We start from the raw sequence: 22573 nt of genomic DNA, 5'->3' as shown, positions 1-22573 counted from the left end.
TTGAAAAATGTTCTTGATAAAATTAATACAAAGTTAAATGCTCAGGAGGGTTTTTTAAAAGCTGTTTCTGTATTAGCAGGGGGGACAGCTTTTGCGCAAGTTTTAGGAATATTAACTTTACCTATATTAACTAGATTATATACCCCACAAGAGTTTTCAGTTTTTGCTATATATACTGCTCTATTGGGTACACTAGTTGTTATAAGTTGTCTTCGTTTTGAAATTGCTATTCCAATTCCAAAGAATGATAAGACTGCAATAAATTTATTAATATTATGCTTGTTAAGTAATATTTTCTTAACTGCACTTTTAATATTTTGTATAATTTTATTTAAAGAAACTATCGATAATATAATAAATAATAAAGATTTTATTAAATTTATTTGGTTGGTTCCAGTTGGTTTCTTTTTAGCAGGATTATATAATACTTTTCAATTTTGGTATACACGTAAGAAGAAATTTAAGGATATAGCAAAGACAAGAGTATTCCAGTCAATTAGTAGCTCTGCTGTACAAGTCTTAATGGGTATACTAGGAGGTGGAGTTTTAGGATTAATAATTGGTCAAATTGTTAATTATAGTTCTGGATTGTTAAAATTGATTAAGGGTTTTAATAAAGAAAAAAATATAACTGTTAATAATATTAGTTTAAAAGATATTAAATTAGACTTTGAGAAATATGATAAATTTCCTAAATATTCTACATTGGAAGCATTGGCACATAGTTCAAGTATGCAGCTTCCTTTAGTTATTATAGGAATTTTCTTCCTCGGACCTGAAACTGGTTACATTTTTCTAGCAATGAAGGTTATGACTATACCTATGAGCCTAATAGGAAATGCTATAGCACAAGTTTATTTGGCTAATGCTCCAGAACATTATAATAATAAAAAATTATTTGAATATAGTATTAAAATCGTAAAAAAAATATTAAAAATTAGTTGGTTGCCAGTATTTTTAATGGGCGTAGGATCATATTATCTTTTCGCAATTATTTTTGGTAAACAGTGGGCTGCAGCAGGTGAAATAGCAATTTTCTTAGTACCGTGGATATTAATGCAGCTATTATCTTCGCCAATAGCAATGGCATTACATGTTATAGGAAAACAAAAAATAGCAATGTTATTACATTTTTTTGGTTTTGTTATTAGAGTGTTAGGCTTGATTACAATAGGATTTACTATATCCAATTATATGATTGAGTATTTTTTATTATCTGGGTTTGTTTTTTATTTAATATATCTAGTTTTTATATTGAGCGTAGTTTATAGAGATGAGCGAGAGTTAATATGAATAAATTAGTTAGCTTTAATGATTTAAAATTTTTTATTAGGGAAGATTTAAGTCAAAGAAAACTAAAATTTAAATGGATTCTATTGATAAATCCATTGATTAGGTTTCATATTGCTTTAAGATTTTATGAGTTTTTGATTAATAGAGATTCTATTTGGCGTCACTTATTTAAAATATATTATTATCGATTATCTTTGAAGTTGGGGTTTTCAATACCTCCTAATGTTTTTAATTATGGATTATGTATAGTTCATTATGGAGATATTATAGTAAATCCTAATAGTAAAATTGGAAAAAATTGCCGTATTCATGTTGGTGTAAATATAGGAGGAAAGGCTGGATTTTATTCAGAGGCAGAAGCTAAAAATTTATGTCCAGTAATTGGTGACAATTGTTATATTGGCCCTGGAGCTAAAATTTTCGGATCAGTGAAGATTGCTAATGGATGTTCAATTGGTGCGAATGCAGTAGTCAATAAAAGCTGCAGTATAGAAGATTCAGTTTTAGTTGGAATACCAGCAAAGAGATTAGAGAAAAATGAAGAAAATTGATTTAGTAATGTTGTCCAAACTAGGAGTAAGTGATGGAGGAAGAGAAACGTGGTTAAATAACTTTTTGAACTATATTAATAAAAGTGATGTAAATGTTAAATTCAACCTAATAACTCTTGAAACAAGTTCAAATAATATATTAGAGAATGAAAATAGTCATTTAGTCAATAAACACTATAAGTACAATCATACTTTAAAAAAAATACCTATTTCTTTAGGCTTTATATTTTTTTGCTTATATAATTTTCTTTTTAAGAAAAAGGAATCTAACGATGTGTTGGCTGTTGGTGGTTTAAATGAAGCTATAGCTACATTATTTTCTTATTCTTTAAGAGGTGTAAGTGGTAATAAAATTTTATGGTTAAGAACAATTTACACTAAAGAAAAAGGGTATAGATTAAATAGTTTTACTCAAAACTTAATATTAAAAATAGAAATATTTTTAATAAAAAATTTCTTTGATATTATTATTGCAAATGGGGATGATACTGCTAATTTTTATAGGGATTTAGGTGTTGAGTGTGCAGTTATTAAAAACTCTATAAATTTAAAAAAATGGAATAATCAAGTAAACTATAATAATAGTGAAATACTTAAGGTGGCATTTATAGGCAGATTATCTGAAGTGAAAGGTATTCAAAGTTTTTTAGATGTAATTGACCTTATTGAGCAGAATAAAAATATAAATAATATAGATTTTCATATTATTGGAGAAGGCCCTTATTTGAGTAAACTAGGGAAATATAGGGATAAACCGCTGGTTCACTTATATGGTGCTATTCCTAATAATGAATTGCCAACGCTTCTGCAGCAAATGGATGTGTGTGTAGCTTTAACTTATTTAACGAATTTTCTTGGAGGGGGAGGTGTATCTAATGCTTTAGTAGAGCAAATGGCCGCAGGGAAGATAATTATATGTTGGGATAATGATATATTCAGACAAGTTTTAGACGATGAAAGTGCTTACTTTATAAAGCAAGGCGATTCATTGGCTTTAGCTGAATGTTTGATTGAAATAAAAAATAACAGAGAATTAGCGAACAAAAAAGCAAAAAGAGCTGAAATTTTGAGTCAACAGTATTCAATAGAAAATCATGTTAAGAGTTTTTTTGAATTAGTAGGATTAAAGTAGTTTTATGAAAATTTTATATGTAATTACAGGCTTGGGCGTGGGAGGGGCTGAAAAGGTCGTCACTACGATTGCAGATAAAATGATAAGTTATGGACATTCAGTAAAAATTGTTTATTTAACTGGTAGTCCAGAAACACTTCCATCTTCGCCAGAAATAGAAATTATAAAATTAAATCTTAATTCAATATTTAATTTACTATTATGTATTAAGTCTTTGAGATCCTTAATTAATAATTACAATCCTGATATTGTACATTCACATATGTTTCACTCCAATATTCTCTGTAGAATAACCCGATATATAACACCAATTAATAAACTTATATGTACTGTACATAACTCAAATGAAGGTAATAAACTAAGAATGATTGCATATAAATTAACAAACTCTAAAGCTGATATAAATACGAATGTGAGTCGTGAAGCTACGGCCAGTTTGATAAGCAAAGGAGCTTTTAAGGAGTGTGAAATTCAAACTATATATAATGGAATTGATACTCAATATTTTAAATTTAATGATGTGGATAGAGAAAGATTAAGAAATAGTTTTGGAATTGGAAAAAACTCAAAAGTACTTATTGCTGTAGGTAGTTTATCTACACAAAAAGATTATCCTAATTTATTTAACGCATTAAGCAATTTGGATAATGAAATCGATTATAAAATTTTTATCGTAGGTGATGGGATATTGAAATCCCATTTAGAAAGTATTGTTTCTGAAAAAAAATTACAAAATAATATTGTTTTCTTAGGTATCCGTAAGGATATACCTGCTTTACTTTCCATGTCAGATATTTTTGTTCTTCCCTCTGCATGGGAGGGTTTTGGCCTAGTAGTAGCTGAAGCTATGGCTTGTGAAAGAATTGTAGTAGCTACGGATTGTGGGGGCGTTAGTGAAGTTCTGGGAGATGCAGGAATTCTTGTACCAAATAAAAATTCAATCAGATTGGCTGAGGGCTTGAAAAAAGCTTTAATGTTAAATGATGAAAGTTGTTTCAGTATGGGAAAGAGGGCTAGAAAAAGAGTATTAAATCATTACTCTTTAGATATATCATCTTCTACATGGTTAGATCTTTATAAAAAATTAATTTATTGAGTACTTTAAAAGATCACTAATTTTATTATTAACTTTAAAGAAAATTATACTTTTTGGATGGATTAGTTATAAGTATTTTATCTTTTTTTTAACTGATAAAAAGTGAGTAACTTTCTAACTATCAATTAGATATTTTTCATAAATTAGAAAATTATTTTCTATTATTTTTTTTAAATAGTATGTAACGTTACTTTTTCCTTAGGGATCAGGAGCGAGCAGGCTTCACAAGAGAATGAAAGATTACAGATTTTTTATAAATGAACTGTATTGTATCTGGGTAAATAATTATGTTTGAGTTTGATTTCTATCAATATATGTTAACTTTATCAATTTTAATGTTTAGTTATATTATTATTTTGGTAATAGGTTATGTTGAGAGATCGAATATTATTATGGTTAGTTTAATATTTTTTTGGCATACTTTATTTTCATTTACTTATTACTTTTTTACAATAAATAATCCTGCTGATGCTAAAGGATATTATTTGAGATCAGAGTTGGTTGAAAGCTTTAATTTTAAATTTGGAACTGAGTTTGTTACTTATTTAACCTCTTTTTTATCTCAGGATTTAAGTGCTAATTACTTAAATTCCACTCTAGTTTTTAATTTAATAGGCACATTAGGTTTATTACTTTTATACTTTTGTTTAGAGAAATATTTATTTGGTTTAAGTAAATTCTGGAATCTAATTATTTTTTTACCTTCCTTGAGTTTTTGGAGTGCGGGATTAGGCAAGGATGCGATTTCATTTTTTTCAGTTTGTTTATTTTTATACTCAATTGCTAAAATGAAAAAGTTAATATTCTTGATACCTATAGCTTTTATTTGTATGTTAGTAGTAAGACCGCATATCGCTTTTATGCTATTAGTTTCTTTCGTAATTTATTTTATTTTTAAATCTAAAGTACCTGTATTAATTAAGTTTTTAACTTTCCCTCTTATATTATCTATTATGATTTTATCATCAAGTTTTATTCAGCGGTATGTGGGATTAGATGATGCATCTATTAGTAGTATTGGTGGTTATGTAGATGAACGTCAAAATACCAATCAAGGGGGTGGCTCCTCTATAGATTTGCAAGCTATGAGTTATCCAATGCAAATTTTTACCTACGTATTTAGACCTTTACCTTTCGATGCTCATAGTCCTTTGGCTTTGTTAACCAGTATAGAAAATGTAATACTATTATTTTTATTTATATATATATTATTTAAAAATAAATTTAGGTTAAATGCATTTATTGAAGGAAAAAATACATGGTTACTAATATATGCCTTTTTGACCTGTAGTATGTTAGCAGTTACAACAGCAAACCTAGGTATCGCAACTCGCCAAAAGTGGATGTTTATGCCTATTTTGCTTTATTTATTGGTTTATGCTTTCTATCGCTATAAACAATCTCGGCATATGATTAGTACTAAAAAATGAAATTCTTAATGATATCCAGTTTTTTACCTTCAGTCTTAAACTTTCGTGGAAAGTTACTCGAAGCGATCCATCAGCAAGGCTATGAGATCCATATTATTACACCTGATCTAGTTTCTTTTCCTGCCGAGCATGAAAAACTCTTAGATTTAGGTTATTGCGTACATGAAATTCCCATGCAGCGTACAGGTACCAACCCGCTAGCAGACTTAAAAACCTTAGGGAGCATGTACACGCTTATAAAAAAAATCAAACCTGATTATGTCCTATCTTATACGATCAAACCGGTGATCTATGGAACACTCGCCGCGTGGCTCGCAAAAGCACCGAATCGGTATGCCTTAATTACCGGTTTAGGCTATGCATTTCAAAATGTAGAAACTGAGACTAAGCGTAGTGTTTTCCAGAAACTGGTTCATGGTTTATACCAGCAGGCATTGTCGCGTAGTCATAAGGCATTTTTCCAAAATCCGGATGACTTAAAACTTTTTCAGGATTTAAAGCTTTTAACCGTTCAAACGCCCACAGTAGTAGTGAATGGTTCCGGGGTTAATGTTGCCGACTTCAATGTCTTGCCTTTGACTCTAACTGCTGATCAAAAAATTAAAATATCCTTCTTGTTGATTGCACGTTTACTGGTAGATAAAGGTGTCCGTGAATATGCCGAAGCAGCAAAAATTATCAAACATAAATATCCGCATGTAGAATTTAATCTGGTGGGCTGGATTGATGAAAATCCTTCGGCCATTCGCCAGCAAGAATTGGATCAATGGATAGCCGGTAATACATTAAACTACTGGGGGAAACTATCCGATGTTCGTCCTGCAATTGCAGAAAGCTCGGTGTATGTGTTGCCGTCGTATCGTGAAGGCACACCCCGTACAGTTCTAGAAGCCATGGCAATGGGCCGGGCAATTATAACCGCGGATGCACCAGGTTGTCGTGAAACTGTTACCGATGGCGATAACGGCTTTCTGGTTGAAGTAAAATCCGTAGAAAGTTTAGTAAAAGCAATGGAGAAACTCATTCTTCAGCCAGAGCTGATCGCTAAAATGGGAAGTCGCTCCCGAGAAATCGCACTTCATAAATACGATGTACATCAGGTAAACACACATATGATGCAAGAAATGGGTTTGATCTAAATGCTAAAACGCCTTCTCGATATTATCATCGCCTCCATAGCCCTGATCCTGCTTTCACCACTTTATGCATTTGTTGCTTACAAAGTAAAAAAGAATTTAGGCTCGCCTGTGTTATTTCGTCAGGTGCGTCCCGGTTTACATGGCAAGCCCTTTGAAATGATCAAATTCCGCACCATGAAAGATGCTGTGGACGAGCAGGGTAATCCATTGCCGGACAGTGAGCGTTTAACGCCTTTTGGTCAAATGCTGCGCTCCACCAGTCTGGATGAAATGCCGGAACTGTGGAATGTGATTAAAGGCGATATGAGTATTGTCGGCCCACGCCCCCTGCTGATGGAATACTTGCCGCTTTACAGCCCTGAACAGGCCAAACGCCATGATGTACGGCCGGGCATGACGGGTCACGCGCAGGTCAATGGCCGCAATGCCATTGGCTGGGAAGAAAAATTCAAGCTGGATACCTGGTACGTCGAAAATCAGTCCATCTGGCTTGACTTCAAAATCATGTTTAAAACGGTACATAAAGTTTTAGCAAAAGATGATATTAGTGCCGAGGGTGAAGCGACCATGACACGCTTTACTGGTTCACAACACAAGGATGAAACATAATGGCAACTTTATATATTGGTGTTTATGGTGCAAGTGGTTTTGGTAAAGAAGTTATGCCATTGGTTCGCCAAAAGTTTCCAACTTTAGCTAAAGATAACTTTGTTTTTATTGATGATGGTCAAGCTGGCAATATTTTAAATGACTATGCCATTTTAAGTTATCAGGATTTCGTCGCCCAACCAAATACACATAAGGCTGTAACCATTGCTATCGCGAATAGTCAAGTTCGTGAAAAACTGGTTCAGCGTTTAAATGAAGATCAGATTCAGCATTTAGATGTTCATGCAGGCAATACAGTTATTCTAGATGAGGTGCATATTGGTGAAGGGAGCTTACTTTGTCCTTTCACTTGTCTGACATCTAATATCAAAATTGGAAAATTCTTTCATGCCAATATTTATAGCTATGTCGCTCATGACTGCATCATTGGCGATTACGTCACCTTTGCTCCCGGGGTGAAATGTAATGGCAATATCCATATCGAAGATCATGCCTATATTGGTACAGGTGCGGTGATCAAACAGGGTACACCCGACAAACCTTTGGTCATTGGCAAGGGTGCGGTAGTGGGTATGGGTGCTGTAGTCACCAAAAGCGTTCCACCGGGTGTAACGGTTATTGGCAATCCGGCACGAATTCTAGAGAAAAAATAAGTTTTTAAATTTTAAAAATTCAGGAAACATCATGCTAAATACTGCATTTGAACCATGGCCAAGTTTTACCCAGGAAGAAGCGGATGCGGTTTCCCGGGTTTTGTTGTCGAATAAAGTCAATTACTGGACCGGACAGGAATGCCGTGAATTTGAAAAAGAATTTGCCCGGTTTGCAGAAACCAAATATGCAGTGGCTTTAGCCAATGGAACGGTCGCGCTGGATGTCGCACTCAAGGCATTAGGCATTGGCGCAGAGGATGATGTGATTGTCACTTCTCGTACTTTTTTAGCTTCTGCCAGCTCCATTGTAACGGCTGGCGCAAATCCGGTGTTTGCCGATGTTGAACTGGATTCACAGAATATTTCTGCTCAAACTATTGAAGCAGTACTGACACCAAATACCAAGGCCATTATCTGTGTGCATCTGGCGGGCTGGATGTGCGACATGGATGCGATCATGCAGCTGGCTGCCGATAAAGGCCTGTATGTGATTGAAGACTGTGCACAGGCGCATGGCGCGAAATACAAAGGTAAATCTGCCGGTTCAATCGGTCATGTTGCGGCCTGGTCCTTCTGTCAGGACAAGATTATGACGACAGGCGGTGAAGGCGGTATGGTCACCACCAATGACGAAACCCTGTGGAAAAAAATGTGGTCCTATAAAGACCATGGTAAGAACTTTGACAGCATCTATAACAAGCAGCATCCACCGGGTTTCCGCTGGCTGCATGACTCCTTTGGCACCAACTGGCGCATGATGGAAATGCAGGCTGTGATCGGCCGTATCCAGCTGAAAAAAATGCCGGAATGGACCACAAAACGCCTAGCCCATATGAAAAAAATTTATGCGGCATTTGCAGACAGTCCGTATTTTAGCGTTCATCGTCCATCCGATGATTATGTGCATGCTGCCTATAAATGTTATGTGCAGGTCAATATCGAGGCTTTGCCTGAAGGCTGGTCACGTGACCGGATCATGCAGGAAATCAGTGCACAGAATGTGCCTTGTTTCAGTGGCTCCTGTTCAGAAGTTTATCTCGAGCATGCGTTTGATGGCACGCCATGGCGTCCAGCACAGCGTTTAAAAAATGCGCAGCAATTGGGTGAAACCAGTCTGATGTTTTTAGTTCATCCGACTTTAAGTGATGAAAGTATTAACAAAACTGTGACGGCAATTCAACAGGTCATTAATAGAATAGTTGTTTAAACTTTTGCAAGATAAGTGCACCGAATTCGGTGCATTTCTCTATGAGATATCACTTTAAATTACCAATAAAATCGTGATGCATTAAAAATTTATTAGAATTGAGACAAGGTACCCAGTGAAATCGATCATTACGCCTTTCGTAGAATCACCACGAGCTGCCAAACTTGCATTTTTAATTATTCTGGATTTCTGTGCTTTTCCAGTCTTGATCTGGCTATGTTATGCTATTCGCCTTTTTGATTTAGGCGCAGAGGTCGTGCCTAATCTGGCTTTTGGTGCAATTTGGGTGAGTGTGATTGCAGTTGCATCGCTTTTTGTCTGTGGGGTCTACCGCTTCATTGTCCGTACGTATAATGAAGTGTTTATGATCAAAATGGGACTGGCGACTGCCTTGACTGTCGCTGGCCTGTATGCGCTGGCTTATTTTACTCCAGCCTTTATTCCGACCTCTATTCCGCTGATGTTTGGCTTTATGATGTTTGCCTGGATCTGGTTTAGCCGTGGCATCATCCGCTTTATTATCCGTTCTTATTTGCAGGCCGATGTACAGAAAAAACGCATTGCGATTTATGGCGCGGGTCATGCAGGCCAACAGGTTGCTGCTGCACTTTATCGTTCTAATGCGCATTTACCCGTCATGTTTATTGATGACAAACGCTCATTGACTGGACAGCAGCTGGGTCGACTCAAAGTCTATGACGCCCAGACCGCCCTCAAGCTCATGCGTAAGCAAAAAATTGATGAAATCCTGATTGCCTTGCCCTCGGTCGGGCGGGTCCGCAAAAGTGAAATCATTAAATTTTTGGAACCGGCACATTTAAAAATTACCGAAATTCCGGGGTTGACTAAACTGGTCGATGGTGAAATCCGTATTTCTGATATTCAGGAAGTCGATATTATTGACTTGCTGGGGCGGGATCCGGTGCCCCCAGTGCCGGAGCTTCTGGCCAGAAATATTCAAGATAAAGTGGTGATGGTCACCGGTGCAGGCGGCTCGATTGGTTCGGAGCTGTGCCGGCAGATTGTGAAAAACCAGCCGGTAAAAATCGTTATTTTTGAATTAACCGAGTTTGCCCTGTATAACATTGATAAAGAACTACGTTTAATGTCTCAGTGTGAGATTATTCCGATTCTGGGCTCGGTGCTGGATCAGCAAAAACTGGAACGTGTGATTGAGCAGTATGCAGTACAAACCGTCTATCATGCGGCAGCGTATAAGCATGTACCGCTGGTCGAGTGTAATCCGCTAGCGGGCCTGAAAAACAATGCAGTAGGAACGGCCTTCAGCGTGAATGCTGCGGTGAAAAAAGGTGTAGAAACCTTTGTGCTGATCTCAACCGATAAAGCGGTACGTCCGACCAATGTCATGGGTGCGACCAAGCGTATGGCAGAACTTTACTGTCAGGCGATGGCAGAGGCGCAACAGCAGACCCAGATCAGTATCGTCCGTTTCGGCAATGTGCTCGGTTCTTCGGGATCGGTGGTACCGCTGTTTAAACAGCAGATTCTTAAGGGTGGGCCGATTACCGTGACTCATCCAGATGTGACCCGCTACTTTATGACCATTCCGGAGGCTTCACAGCTGGTCATTCAGGCCGGTGCCTTGGGCGTGGGCGGCGATGTATTCCTGCTAGATATGGGGGAGCCGGTGCGTATTCAGGATCTGGCCCGTCAAATGATTGCTTTGAGTGGGTTGAAAGTTCGTGATGAGCAGCATCCGGAGGGGGATATTGCAATTCAATATGCCGGTTTGCGTCCAGGTGAAAAGCTGTATGAAGAATTGCTGATTGATCAGGAAAATACTGAGCTTACATCACACAGTCGTATTCTAAGATCATTTGAAAAACACGTTCCGTTACAGGAAATTACACAAGTGTTTGATAAAATGCAGGAACTTTCTGCCATGCAGGCAGATATTGACTGGGCCTTGTCACAGCTTGAATATTATGTTGATGGCTATCAACGTGGTAAAGAAATTAAAGTTAATTAAGTGAAGTTTATTTATGATTAAGAAAGCCATTTTGCCAGTCGCAGGTTTGGGTACCCGGTTTCTCCCAGCCAGCAAATCTATTCCTAAAGAAATGGTAACGGTGGTGGACCGTCCAGCGATTGAATATGTGGTGAAAGAAGCGGTCGCTGCGGGGATTGAACAGATTATTCTGGTCACCCATAGCTCTAAGGCCTCGATTGAAAACTATTTTGACCGTAGTTTTGAGCTGGAAACCACCTTGGAGCAAAAAAAGAAATTTGATCTGCTTAAGGAAATCACTGAAATTCTGCCGCCACATGTCAGCGTGATCAGCGTACGTCAACCACAACCCCTTGGTTTAGGTCATGCCGTGCTCTGTGCCAAAGCAGTAGTGGGTCAAGAAGACTTTGCTGTGCTACTTCCAGATGTATTGGTCAAAGACTCAGGCACAGAAAATGATTTAAGCCTGATGATTCAACGCTTTAATGAATCACAAGCTTCGCAGATTATGGTCGAAGCCGTACCGGATCATCTGGTGGATCAGTATGGCATTGTGGATGTCGCAGAATCACCTGCTGAAGGACAAAGCATCGTGATGCAAGGTATTGTAGAAAAGCCGGCGGTGGGAACGGCGCCTTCAAATTTATCGGTAGTGGGTCGTTATATCCTGCCGGCAAAAATCATGCAGTTACTGGAACAGACCCCACGTGGTGCAGGCAATGAAATCCAGCTGACCGATGCGATTGCCATGTTACAGCAGACTGATACGGTAGAGGCCTATCGCATGAAAGGCCAGACCTTTGACTGTGGCAGTAAACTGGGTTATCTCAAAGCTGTATTGCACTATGGTGTGGATCATCCGGTACTGGGTGAGTCCTTTAAAGCCCTGATTCAAGAACTGACGCTCTAAATACAGACTTTAACAATAACAAGGATCCTTATGAACATTGCAGTATTTGGTCAGACCCTATATGCCGGTGTCATGGCAGCCTTACTGGCAGAATGTGGTCATCAGGTCTACTGGTGTGATTTGCTGAAAAAACCGTCTTCCGAGCAAGTTTATGCACAGGATGAAGCCGTACAGCAGTTACTGAACAAGCAGCATGCCAAGGGCTTTTTACAATACTGCAAGTTCGAGGCGATTCCTTTAGATATTGATGTCTATCTGTTTAGCTTAAGTCCGACTGAAGAAATTCAAGGCCTAGAAATCCTGCGTGAGCTCAAGCAGCGCCCGATTATCCATCCAAAACTGATGATCAATGCTTCTACCTTGGGGCTACACGGTACCGAAAAATTCCAGCAAATTCTTTCAGAAGATTACTGGATCTATTTGCCAGATGTGATTCAGGAAGGTAATGCCTTACGCAGCCTGACCGAAGCCAGCCAGCTTATTGTCGGCTATAGCAATGAAACGGCAAAAACACTTTTGAAGGAACTGCTCAGGCCGTTATTCCCGCGTGAACAGCAATACCTGTTTATGCCGGTTCTGGATGCCGAATTTACCAAACTGAGTGTGTCCGGCATGCTGGCCACGCGCATCAGCTATATCAATGATCTGGCTCTGGTGGCTGAAAAACTTGGTATTGATATTGAGCATGTACGCCAGGGGCTGGCAGCGGATAGCCGGATTGGTTCATCTTATCTGTATCCGGGGGCCGGGTTCGGTGGCGAAAACTTCTCGCATGATATTCAGATCCTGGCCAGTACTGTGTCAGGTACCGGCGCGAAAAGCCAGCTAATGGCCCAGGTCTGGGAAATTAATGAGCAGCAAAAAGAACTGCTATTTCGCAAGCTTTGGAATTATTACCATGGTGATCTGGCCGGGAAAACTGTAGCGATCTGGGGAGCATCCTTTAAGGAAAATACCTCGCGTATCCAGCAATCCCCGATTCATGCCATGTTGACCGCACTCTGGGCTCAAGGGGTGACCGTCAAGCTGCATGATCCTCAAGCCCTGGCGGAAATTGAAAAAGTCTACGGACAACGCGATGATCTGGTGTATTGCACAGATCAGTACGAGGCCGTAAATGGAGCACATGCCCTATGCGTGCTCACAGCCTGGAAACAATACTGGAGTCCCAATTACCGCAGCCTGTTGAATCAAATGCAGCATCCATTGATCCTGGATGGACGGAATATTTATAATCCGGATTATATGAAAGCACAAGGCTTTGCCTATAAGGGAGTAGGACGTTAATGAGTGTAATTCAGCAACCTTATCCCCTCGAAGAGAAAGAGACTGTTTTAAGCCGATTAAATACTTTAAAACAGCAGTTTGAAAACAAGCATCTTCAAGAGCTGTTTCAGCAAGATCCTCAGCGTTTTCAGCACTTCTCGGTGAATCTGGAGCCGGTAACCTTTGATTTTAGCAAGCACCGCATTGATCAGGAGGTGCTACAGGCTTTGGTGCAACTGGCACAGGTACAAGATCTGAAACAGTGGATCAAACGGCTGTTTTCCCAAGAACAGGTTAACTACACCGAGCAGCGTGCTGCAATGCATTGGGCCTTACGTTTGCCTGAGCAGAATGAACAGCATCCTGAACTGGCTGCCGAGGTGCATACCCAGTTACAGCGCATGTTCACCTTGGTAGAAAAAATCCATGCTGGACAGTACCGCGGTGCTACCGGTGAAGTGATTCAGGATGTAGTCAATATCGGGGTAGGCGGTTCGGATTTGGGACCGCTGATGGTCAGTCAAGCCCTGTCTGACTTTAAACAGCCGACTCAGCGTCCCCTCAATGTACATTTCGTATCGACCATGGATGGCAGCCAGCTGTCTGATCTGCTGCATAAGCTGCGACCTGAAACAACACTGTTTATTATCTCCTCCAAATCTTTCGGTACCATTGACACCCTCTCTAATGCACAAACGGTACGCCTGTGGCTGGAAAAAACCCTAGGACAAGACCTGCGCACGATCCAGCATCATTTTATTGGGGTTTCGACCAAGCCGGAGAAAATGACAGCTTGGGGAATTGCACCGGAAAATCAGTTCCTGCTTTGGGACTGGGTTGGTGGCCGTTATTCGCTCTGGTCCTGTATTGGCTTGCCTATTGCATTGACGATTGGGGTACAGGGTTTTCAGCACTTTTTAGCGGGTGCCCATGCGGTAGATGAGCATTTCCAGACTGCACCATTTGAACAGAATATTCCGGTGTTGATGGGACTGTTAGGGGTCTGGAACAACAACTTCCTGGATATACAAACCCATGCAGTATTGCCTTATGATGGCCGGTTAAAATATTTTGCTTCTTATTTGCAACAGCTGGAAATGGAATCCAATGGTAAATCCATTCAGCGTAATAGCGAGAAAGTAGAATGGGATACCTGCCCGATTATCTGGGGAGAAGTCGGACCGAATGCCCAACATGCTTTCTATCAGTTATTGCATCAGGGCACCCAATTGGTCAGCAGTGATTTTATTGCGCCGGTTCAGCGCTATAATGCGAACCAGTTTACCTATGCCGACAATGCCGATGCGCTGATTGAACAGCATCATTTGGCTCTATCCAACTGTCTGGCACAGTCGCGGCTACTGGCCTTTGGTAATCAGGCGCTTGATGCCAGTGAACTGGCCGACCTACCGACCTATAAGCAGTATGCAGGGAACCAGCCGAGTTCAACTATTTTAATGCAAGAGCTCAATCCTTATAGTCTGGGGATGCTGATCGCCATGTATGAACATAAGGTGTTTGTGCAGTCAGTGCTGTGGAATATCAATCCTTTTGACCAGTGGGGCGTCGAAAAAGGCAAGGAAATTGCCAACCAGCTCTTGCCGATTTTAAATGGTGAACAGGCGGATGTATCCGCGCTGGATGCCTCGACACAAGGTTTAATTGCAATATTAATGGGGAGACAACGTGGCTAAAGTACTGGTAACCGGTGGTGCCGGCTATATCGGCTCACATACCTGTCTGGAATTATTAAATGCCGGACATGAAGTCGTGGTATTAGATAATCTTTCTAATAGTTCTAAAGAATCTCTGAATCGTGTGCAGGCTTTGGCTTCGAAATCTTTGGATTTTATTCAGGGTGATATTCTAGATCAAAATATTTTGAATCAGATTTTTAGTACCTATCAAATTGATGCTGTGATCCATTTTGCTGGTCTAAAAGCCGTAGGAGAAAGCCAGCAAATTCCGCTGACGTATTTTGAAAATAATATTTCAGGTTCCATCAGCCTGGTACAGGCCATGCAGCGCGCTGGTGTATTCCGTCTAGTCTTCAGTTCCTCGGCTACAGTCTATGATGAAGCCAATATCTCGCCTTTAAATGAAGATATGCCGACCGGTATGCCGAGCAATAACTATGGTTATACCAAGCTGATTGTAGAGCAGCTATTACAAAAGCTATCGGCATCCGATGATCGCTGGTCAATTGCCTTGTTGCGTTATTTTAATCCGGTTGGTGCGCATAAAAGTGGGCAGATTGGTGAAGACCCGCAAGGGATTCCCAATAACCTGATGCCGTATGTGACTCAGGTGGCTGTAGGCCGTCGTGAAAAACTGTCTATTTTTGGTGATGATTACGATACGGTAGATGGGACAGGCGTACGGGATTATATTCATGTGGTGGATCTGGCCAATGCGCATTTATGTGCATTGACTAACCGTTTGCGAGCACAAGGTTGCCGTGCCTGGAACATTGGTACGGGACAAGGCTGTTCAGTCTTGCAAATCAAAAATACCTTTGAGCAGGTCAACGAGGTGCAGATTCCATTTGAAATCGCTCTGCGTCGTGAAGGTGATGTGGCAACGTCTTTTGCTGATAATACCCGTGCAGTAAAAGAGCTGGGCTGGCAACCGCAATATGGTCTGGAAGATATGCTGGCAGATAGCTGGAACTGGCAAAAGCAGAATCCACAAGGCTATCGCGATTAATTTTTTCAGATAAGTATCAAGCATAAAAAAAGAGCCATCTGGCTCTTTTTTTCTGACTTCAGCTGCCTTGAATCAGCTGGGTCAGCTCATCCACATAGTCTTGCATTGGTCGTGGATTCTGGTCACGACGGCTTTCAATATTTAGACGTAATAAAGGTTCGGTATTAGATGCGCGCACATTAAAACGCCAGCTACCAAAATTCAGGCTGACGCCATCAGTCTGATCAATTTCAGGTTTCTGATCGGCATAATGATCGAAAAGTTTTTGAATGGTTGCCTGGGTATCGGCCACTTTAAAGTTGATCTCACCACTACACGGGAACTTGGCAATCATCTCCTCAACCAGCGAAGATAAAGATTGCTGTGTTTCAGACAGTACTGCAATCGCCAGTAACCATGGAATCATGCCGCTGTCACAGTAGGCAAAGTCACGGAAATAGTGATGGGCACTCATTTCTCCACCATAAGCCGCATTATGTTCACGCATCACATCTTTAATAAAGGCATGGCCTGACTTGGACTGCACCGTGATCCCTTGGTATTGTTCCACGATATCCAGCGTATTCCAGACTAGACGCGGGTCATGCACAATTTTTTCACCAGATTGTTTCAGCAGGAAAGCCTGTGCCAGCAGACCAACAATATAATAGCCTTCAATAAACTGGCCTTTTTCATCGAACAGGAAGCAGCGGTCAAAGTCACCATCCCAGGCAATCCCCATATCCGCACCATGCTGAATGACCGCCTCACGGGTGCTATTACGGTTTTCAACCAGAATTGGATTAGGGATACCATTTGGGAAGTTACCATCCGCTTCATGGTGAATCTTGATAAATTCAACTGGAATGTTTACAGCTTTAAATTTGTCTTCAATTGCATCAATCACATGACCTGCAGCACCATTACCGGCATTCACCACCAGTTTTAACGGGCGAACTTTTGCAGGGTCGATATATGTCATTAGATGATCGACAAATTCAGGCAGGATATTATATTTTTTGGTTGTGCCTTTTTCTGCAACCTCATTAAAAGTACCTGTTTCAGCCAGCGCTTGAATTTCTTTTAAACCTGTATCGGCACTGATCGGGCGGGCATTTTCACGCACCAGTTTCATGCCATTATAATCCATCGGGTTATGACTGGCAGTGACTTCAATACCACCTTGCACATCTAAATGGAAGGCACCAAAATAAACTTCTTCAGTCCCAGTCATACCTAAATCTAGAACATTAACGCCCGCATCATTTAAACCGCGGATAGTGGCCTGTTTTAAATCTTCACTGCTAAGGCGAACATCACAACCGACCACAACGGTTTTGGGCTGGTAAATTTGTCCATAGGCGCGACCAATTTTATAAGCAATCTCTTCATTGAGTTCGCTGCCCAATCTGCCGCGAATGTCATAGGCTTTAAAGCACGTCAGTTTTGTCATTTATAGGCTCTCTATTCAGAAGAAAAAGGCCAGTTCCCCAGCCTTGATTCAATTCTAATTATTCTACAGTGACCGATTTTGCCAAGTTACGTGGCTGATCTACATCCGTACCACGTAGCACTGCCACATGATAAGAGAGTAACTGCACCGGGATACTATACACAATCGGGGCCAGTACTGCATTGACTGCAGGAATATGGACCACATGTTGACGGTCTTTGGCTTTAATACCACTGTTTTCATCAGCAAAGACGAACAGCTCACCACCACGTGCCTGCACTTCTTCCATATTGGATTTGAGTTTATCCAGCATGTCATCCTGTGGCGCCAGAATCACCACGGGCATGTCGTTGTCGACCAAGGCCAATGGACCATGCTTCAGTTCACCTGCCGCATAACCTTCAGCATGAATATAGGAAATTTCCTTCAGCTTCAAGGCACCTTCTAGCGCAATCGGGAAATGTGTACCGCGGCCTAGGAACAGACAGTGCTGCTTTTCTACAAACAGTTCAGAAAGGCGTAAAATTTCATTATCATGATGCAAGGTATCTAAAATTACCTTTGGCATATGCCATAAGTCGGTGCTAATGGCTGCCACCTGTTCTGCTGAAATTGTGTTTTTGACTGTACCCAGTTTTAGTACCAACAGCATCAGTGCAGCTAGCTGTGTGGTAAAGGCTTTAGTCGATGCAACACCAATCTCAGGGCCTGCCAAAGTCAGCAGACTGTGATTGGTTTCACGTACCATCGAGGAGGTTGCTACGTTGCAAATCGTCATGGTGGTGATATCCAGTCCTTTGGCAGCCGCACGTTTTTGTGTATCACGTAAGGCAGCCAAAGTGTCGGCAGTTTCACCGGACTGGGAGATACATACATACAGCGTGTGATTCACAATCACCGGCGTACGATAACGGAATTCGCTGGCAATCTCGATCTGGCAAGGCAGATCGATCAGCTGTTCAAACCAGTATTTGGCGATCATGCCAGCATGATAGCTGGTACCGCAGGCAATAATCTGGATTTGCTGAATCTTGGCAAAATCCTCAACGGCATTTGCCAGGAAATCTTCGCGCAGATCATTACCATTTAAGGCTTGGGAAATCGTCTGTTTGATCGCTTCAGGCTGCTCATAAATTTCTTTGAGCATGTAATGCTTGTATTCACCTTTAGAAGCATTGCTGACCGCAGCATCCAGTTCTTTGACTGGGCGATTCACCAGTTGACCGTCGACAAAGACTTCAATGGTGGTGCGGGTCATACGGGCAATATCACCTTCTTCCAGGTAGATAAAACGGTTGGTAATCGGCAACAGAGCCAGTTGATCAGAACTGATAAAGTTTTCACCAATGCCGACACCAATCACCAGTGGAGAGCCTTCACGTACGGTAATCAGTTCATCAGGGTGGTCAGTATGTACGATACCCAGTGCATAAGCACCTTTTAGTTGCGGAACCACTTGGCGTACAGCTTCTAACAGGCTCGGGGTGGATTTCAGCGCATCATTGATCAGATGGGCAACGACTTCAGTATCGGTCTGTGAGGTAAACACATAGCCCAAAGCTTCAAGATCATCTTTAAGCTCTTGATAGTTTTCGATAATTCCGTTATGCACCACTGCAACATTTTCAGAAATATGCGGATGGGCATTTTCTTCAGTCGGTTTGCCATGGGTCGCCCAGCGTGTATGTGCAATACCGAGGGAACCACTAATCTGTGATTCATTCACCGCCTGTTCAAGGTTGGAAACTTTCCCGACACGGCGTTCACGCAGGACCTGATGATTGTTGATCAGGGCTAAACCTGCTGAATCATAGCCACGGTATTCTAGGCGTTTTAAGCCTTCAATCAAAATATTGGTAATGCTGCGTTCTGCAATGCCACCGACGATACCACACATATTTGTTCCCCTTATTTCTTGATTTTTTGCGGACGTGGATAGTTTTCTTTGGCAAATTGCTTAGAGCGCTCTACTGCCAAACTGTTGTCTTCCACATCACGGGTAATCGTCGAGCCTGCACCGACTGTAGCACCGTTACCAATTCTCACAGGTGCCACCAATGAACTGTTCGAGCCAATAAAGGCTTGATCACCAATAATTGTTTTAAATTTGTTGGCACCATCATAATTACAGGTAATGGTCCCTGCACCGATGTTTGAGCCTGCACCAACTTCAGCATCACCCAGGTAGGTAAAGTGGTTGGCTTTAGAGCCTAGACCAATCGTGGTATTTTTCACTTCAACAAAGTTACCAATGTGAACTTCATTGGCAAGTTTTGCCCCTGGACGTAAACGTGCAAATGGGCCAATTTGGGTGTCTTCACCGACGATGGCACTGTCGAAAATACTATATGGCTGAACCTTGGTGCCCGCTGCGATTTTAGTATTCTTGATAATACAGCCGGCGCCAATTTCAACATTGTTACCTAACTCGCAATCACCTTCGATAATCACATTGATATCAATGCGGACATCCTGACCGACGGTTAAATTGCCACGCAAGTCAAAACGGCTTGGATCAATCAGATGTACGCCTTGCTGCATGAGCTGTTTGGCCTGAAATGCCTGGAACTGACGCTCTAAAGCAGCCAGCTGCACCCGGTCATTTACCCCTTCAACTTCAAAAGCCTGCTCAGGTTCTACAGATGCAACTTGCATACCATCTGCCAAAGCCATCGCCACAATATCAGTCAGGTAATATTCACCTTGCGCATTGTCATTGCTTAAACGTGGTAGCCATTGATGCAACTTGGCATTGCTGACGGCATAAATACCGGTATTGATTTCCTTGATTTGACGTTGTTCTTCAGAAGCATCCTTGTGCTCAACAATGGCCTGGATCTGACCTTGTTCACGTACGATACGGCCATAACCATTGGCATCCGGCAGGGTAAGCGTCACCAGACCAATACCGGTTTCTGCAGTAGCATCGAGTAATTTTTGCAAGGTTACAGGATTAATGCACGGCACATCGCCGGAAAGAATCAGCGAAACGCCGTCTTGTGGCAGGACAGGCAAGGTCATTTGCACTGCATGGCCGGTACCCAGCTGTTCAGCCTGTTCTACCCATTTAATCTCTTGCTCTGCAAAAGCAGCCTGAACCCGGTCACCACCGTGACCATAAATCGTAATAATATTATCTGCGTTTAATTTTTTTGCCGTTTCAATGACATGACCCAGTAAAGGACGTCCTGCAAGGGGTTGTAATACTTTCGGTAAGCTGGAACGCATACGGGTTCCTTTACCTGCAGCAAGAATAATCACAGTCGTTGACATGTTCTAATCCTAAATATGGCTTATGCCACAGTGAAGTAAAAATAAAGCAAAATACAAAGGGCCGCCCACAGGCCAGCAATAATGTCATCCAGCATGATGCCGAAACCGCCGTCAATTTGACGGTCAATGACACGAATCGGCCAGGGCTTCCAGACATCGAATAAACGGAACAGAGCAAAACCGACCAATGCCCACATCCAGCTCATTTCATTCAGATAGAGCAAAGGCAAAAAGGTAATGGATTGACCTGCAAATTCATCCCAGACAATGCGACCATCATCATGTACACCCATGACTTTAGCCGTATGCCCGCAAATATAGATGCCAATGAGCGACATCAGAATGATGGCTAGTATGGTGCTCGATAGGTCAATTGCAAGCCATAGCGGAATAAACAATAAGGCAAAAGCTGAACCAAACGTACCCGGCGCTTTCGGTAATAGGCCAGAACCAAAACCAACACCACAGAACACAATAAAACGGTCGGTCCATGACATGGCTTTAAAATTGATTGAAGGTTTATGCAAAATGTTGATACCCATTAAATTGAAGCAAATGATCTACGCCATCTTTTTCAAAAGTTAAGCCGCGCTGTTGGTGAATTGTGCCGATTATACTAATCGAATCATCAAGTTGTTTTTGCAATAATTTTTCATAATTTTGCGGGCTTATTGTAAAACATAATTCATAATCGTCGCCACCCGCCAATGCATACTGCCATTTTTGTTCATCATTTAAGGCGTGCAGGGCAGTACTTAGTGGTAAGTTTTCAAGTTGCAGCTTTGCGCCGACATCCGAGGCTTTTAAAATATGTCCCAAGTCTTGTGCCAAACCATCCGAAACATCAATCATGCTATTGGCCAGGCCTTTAAGCGCAGCACCTAAAGCACAACGTGGCGTTGGATAATCCAGACGTTTTTGTAGATCATGACCTAAATGCTTTAAGCCAAATGCCGCATCGCCAACCGTACCTGAAACACAAATCAGATCACCGATTTGGGCACCTGAACGTGGTACAGCAAGGCCTGTATCGACCCAGCCCAGTGCTGTGACAGATAGAGTCAGATGTGGACTTTGCGTGGTATCACCACCAATTAAACGCACGCCAAATTGATCGCAGCAGTCGTATAGCCCTTGGCTAAAGCCTTTGAGCCAAGCATGATCAATTTGGGGTAAGCTCAATGCCAATAAAATACTATGCGGTGTGGCGCCCATCGCGGCAATGTCAGATAAATTGACGGCAACGGATTTCCAGCCAATGGCATGTGGGTTCGTATCTAAAGGAAAATGTCGACCCGCAACTAAGGTGTCGGCACAAATCACCAATTGCTGGTGGGGTGGGGGAGTGAGCAAGGCTGAGTCGTCACCGACCCCTAAATCGACAGAATCTTGATTCTTACGATTGAAATAGGTGTCGATAATCGAAAACTCAGCCATACAACAAATCTACTTAAAACTTAGTTTGCTTGTTGTTTTTCTGCTGCACGTAAAGTTGTCGCTAAACGATCTAATACACCGTTGATGTATTTGTGGCTGTCTGCACCGCCAAAATGTTTAGCTAACTCAATTGCTTCGTCTAAAACGACACGATATGGAATCTCAAGATGTTCCTTGAGCTCATACGCACCTAAACGAAGTGTTGCGAGTTCTACACCGTCAAGTGCAGAAAGTTCGCGATCCAGCACAGGGATAAGCAAAGCATCCAATGCTTCATGATTGGCAACCACTTGAGTCAACAATTCATGATAATAGCTCAGATCCACTTTGTGCATGGCATTGTCCACACGTGTACGTGCTTCAATCTCATGCACAGGGTTGTGGCTCATTTGCCATTCATAAATTCCTTGTACAGCAAAACGACGTGCTTTACGTTTTGCAGCATAAGTTGCTTGAAGTGTTTGCGACAT

The 22573-nt window shown here is 41.3% G+C and carries 20 protein-coding genes; 14 read left to right on the top strand and 6 right to left on the bottom strand.

The features are described from left to right. The 14 genes from ACS72_RS15370 to galE all read left to right on the top strand — a co-directional run bounded on the left by ACS72_RS15370 (window position 1) and on the right by galE (window position 15961). A complete protein-coding gene (locus ACS72_RS15370; RefSeq protein ID WP_048882589.1) occupies window positions 1–1293 on the top strand; it encodes a lipopolysaccharide biosynthesis protein in 1293 nt (430 codons plus the stop codon). After that, window positions 1290–1844 (top strand): serine O-acetyltransferase, encoded by a 555-nt coding sequence (locus tag ACS72_RS15365; RefSeq protein WP_053215405.1) that lies wholly within the window; start codon window positions 1290–1292, stop codon window positions 1842–1844. Before ACS72_RS15370 ends, ACS72_RS15365 begins: the two co-directional genes overlap by 4 nt. After that, complete coding sequence (locus ACS72_RS15360) at window positions 1831–2976, top strand: glycosyltransferase family 4 protein (RefSeq protein ID WP_048882588.1); 1146 nt, start codon at window positions 1831–1833, stop codon at window positions 2974–2976. The genes ACS72_RS15365 and ACS72_RS15360 overlap by 14 nt, the downstream gene beginning before the upstream one ends. A 4-nt stretch (window positions 2977–2980) precedes the next feature. Continuing rightward, window positions 2981–4072 (top strand): glycosyltransferase, encoded by a 1092-nt coding sequence (locus ACS72_RS15355; RefSeq protein ID WP_048882587.1) that lies wholly within the window; start codon window positions 2981–2983, stop codon window positions 4070–4072. A 287-nt stretch (window positions 4073–4359) separates the two neighbouring features. Further along, complete coding sequence (locus ACS72_RS15350) at window positions 4360–5502, top strand: hypothetical protein (RefSeq protein WP_048882586.1); 1143 nt, start codon at window positions 4360–4362, stop codon at window positions 5500–5502. Next, the gene (locus ACS72_RS15345; RefSeq protein WP_048882585.1) at window positions 5499–6641 is read left to right on the top strand and encodes a glycosyltransferase family 4 protein; all 1143 of its coding nucleotides are present in this window, start codon (window positions 5499–5501) and stop codon (window positions 6639–6641) included. The genes ACS72_RS15350 and ACS72_RS15345 overlap by 4 nt, the downstream gene beginning before the upstream one ends. Further along, window positions 6642–7250, top strand: coding sequence for a sugar transferase (locus ACS72_RS15340; RefSeq protein ID WP_048882584.1), 609 nt, complete (start codon window positions 6642–6644; stop codon window positions 7248–7250). After that, window positions 7250–7903 (top strand): NeuD/PglB/VioB family sugar acetyltransferase, encoded by a 654-nt coding sequence (locus ACS72_RS15335; RefSeq protein ID WP_048882583.1) that lies wholly within the window; start codon window positions 7250–7252, stop codon window positions 7901–7903. The genes ACS72_RS15340 and ACS72_RS15335 overlap by 1 nt, the downstream gene beginning before the upstream one ends. A gap of 31 nt (window positions 7904–7934) precedes the next feature. Next, window positions 7935–9110, top strand: a complete 1176-nt coding sequence (locus ACS72_RS15330) for a DegT/DnrJ/EryC1/StrS aminotransferase family protein (RefSeq protein WP_048882582.1) — start codon at window positions 7935–7937, stop codon at window positions 9108–9110. A 115-nt stretch (window positions 9111–9225) separates the two neighbouring features. After that, the gene (locus ACS72_RS15325; RefSeq protein ID WP_048882581.1) at window positions 9226–11100 is read left to right on the top strand and encodes a nucleoside-diphosphate sugar epimerase/dehydratase; all 1875 of its coding nucleotides are present in this window, start codon (window positions 9226–9228) and stop codon (window positions 11098–11100) included. A 13-nt stretch (window positions 11101–11113) separates the two neighbouring features. Continuing rightward, on the top strand, window positions 11114–11989 hold the full coding sequence (gene galU, locus ACS72_RS15320; RefSeq protein WP_048882580.1) for a UTP--glucose-1-phosphate uridylyltransferase GalU: 876 nt from the start codon (window positions 11114–11116) through the stop codon (window positions 11987–11989). Window positions 11990–12019: 30 nt separating this feature from the next. Then, window positions 12020–13276: a nucleotide sugar dehydrogenase gene (locus ACS72_RS15315; RefSeq protein WP_048882579.1), complete on the top strand. Its 1257-nt coding sequence runs from the start codon at window positions 12020–12022 to the stop codon at window positions 13274–13276. After that, window positions 13276–14949, top strand: coding sequence for a glucose-6-phosphate isomerase (gene pgi / locus ACS72_RS15310; protein WP_048882578.1), 1674 nt, complete (start codon window positions 13276–13278; stop codon window positions 14947–14949). The genes ACS72_RS15315 and pgi overlap by 1 nt, the downstream gene beginning before the upstream one ends. Then, window positions 14942–15961 (top strand): UDP-glucose 4-epimerase GalE, encoded by a 1020-nt coding sequence (gene galE, locus ACS72_RS15305; protein ID WP_048882577.1) that lies wholly within the window; start codon window positions 14942–14944, stop codon window positions 15959–15961. Before pgi ends, galE begins: the two co-directional genes overlap by 8 nt. 58 nt (window positions 15962–16019) lie before the next feature. Here the strand turns inward: galE and ACS72_RS15300 are convergent, their stop codons facing one another. The 6 genes from ACS72_RS15300 to nusB are packed head-to-tail and all read right to left on the bottom strand — an operon-like array spanning window position 16020 to window position 22573. Beyond that, entirely contained in the window at window positions 16020–17393 is a 1374-nt protein-coding gene (locus ACS72_RS15300; protein WP_048882576.1) for a phosphomannomutase/phosphoglucomutase, read from the bottom strand. A 58-nt stretch (window positions 17394–17451) separates the two neighbouring features. Continuing rightward, window positions 17452–19290, bottom strand: coding sequence for a glutamine--fructose-6-phosphate transaminase (isomerizing) (glmS, locus tag ACS72_RS15295; RefSeq protein ID WP_048882575.1), 1839 nt, complete (start codon window positions 19288–19290; stop codon window positions 17452–17454). A gap of 11 nt (window positions 19291–19301) precedes the next feature. After that, window positions 19302–20666, bottom strand: a complete 1365-nt coding sequence (gene glmU, locus ACS72_RS15290; RefSeq protein ID WP_005220339.1) for a bifunctional UDP-N-acetylglucosamine diphosphorylase/glucosamine-1-phosphate N-acetyltransferase GlmU — start codon at window positions 20664–20666, stop codon at window positions 19302–19304. 20 nt (window positions 20667–20686) lie between these two features. Continuing rightward, window positions 20687–21208 carry a phosphatidylglycerophosphatase A gene (locus ACS72_RS15285; RefSeq protein ID WP_004895825.1) on the bottom strand — a complete coding sequence of 174 codons (522 nt, stop codon included), beginning with the start codon at window positions 21206–21208 and terminating at the stop codon, window positions 20687–20689. Next, window positions 21186–22103: a thiamine-phosphate kinase gene (thiL, locus tag ACS72_RS15280; RefSeq protein WP_048882574.1), complete on the bottom strand. Its 918-nt coding sequence runs from the start codon at window positions 22101–22103 to the stop codon at window positions 21186–21188. The genes ACS72_RS15285 and thiL overlap by 23 nt, the downstream gene beginning before the upstream one ends. A 20-nt stretch (window positions 22104–22123) precedes the next feature. Beyond that, entirely contained in the window at window positions 22124–22573 is a 450-nt protein-coding gene (gene nusB, locus ACS72_RS15275; protein WP_005233270.1) for a transcription antitermination factor NusB, read from the bottom strand.

The organism is Acinetobacter sp. VT 511 (assembly GCF_001077515.1).
Lineage (GTDB): Bacteria > Pseudomonadota > Gammaproteobacteria > Pseudomonadales > Moraxellaceae > Acinetobacter > Acinetobacter schindleri.
This window is presented reverse-complemented; position numbering and strand designations above follow the sequence as displayed.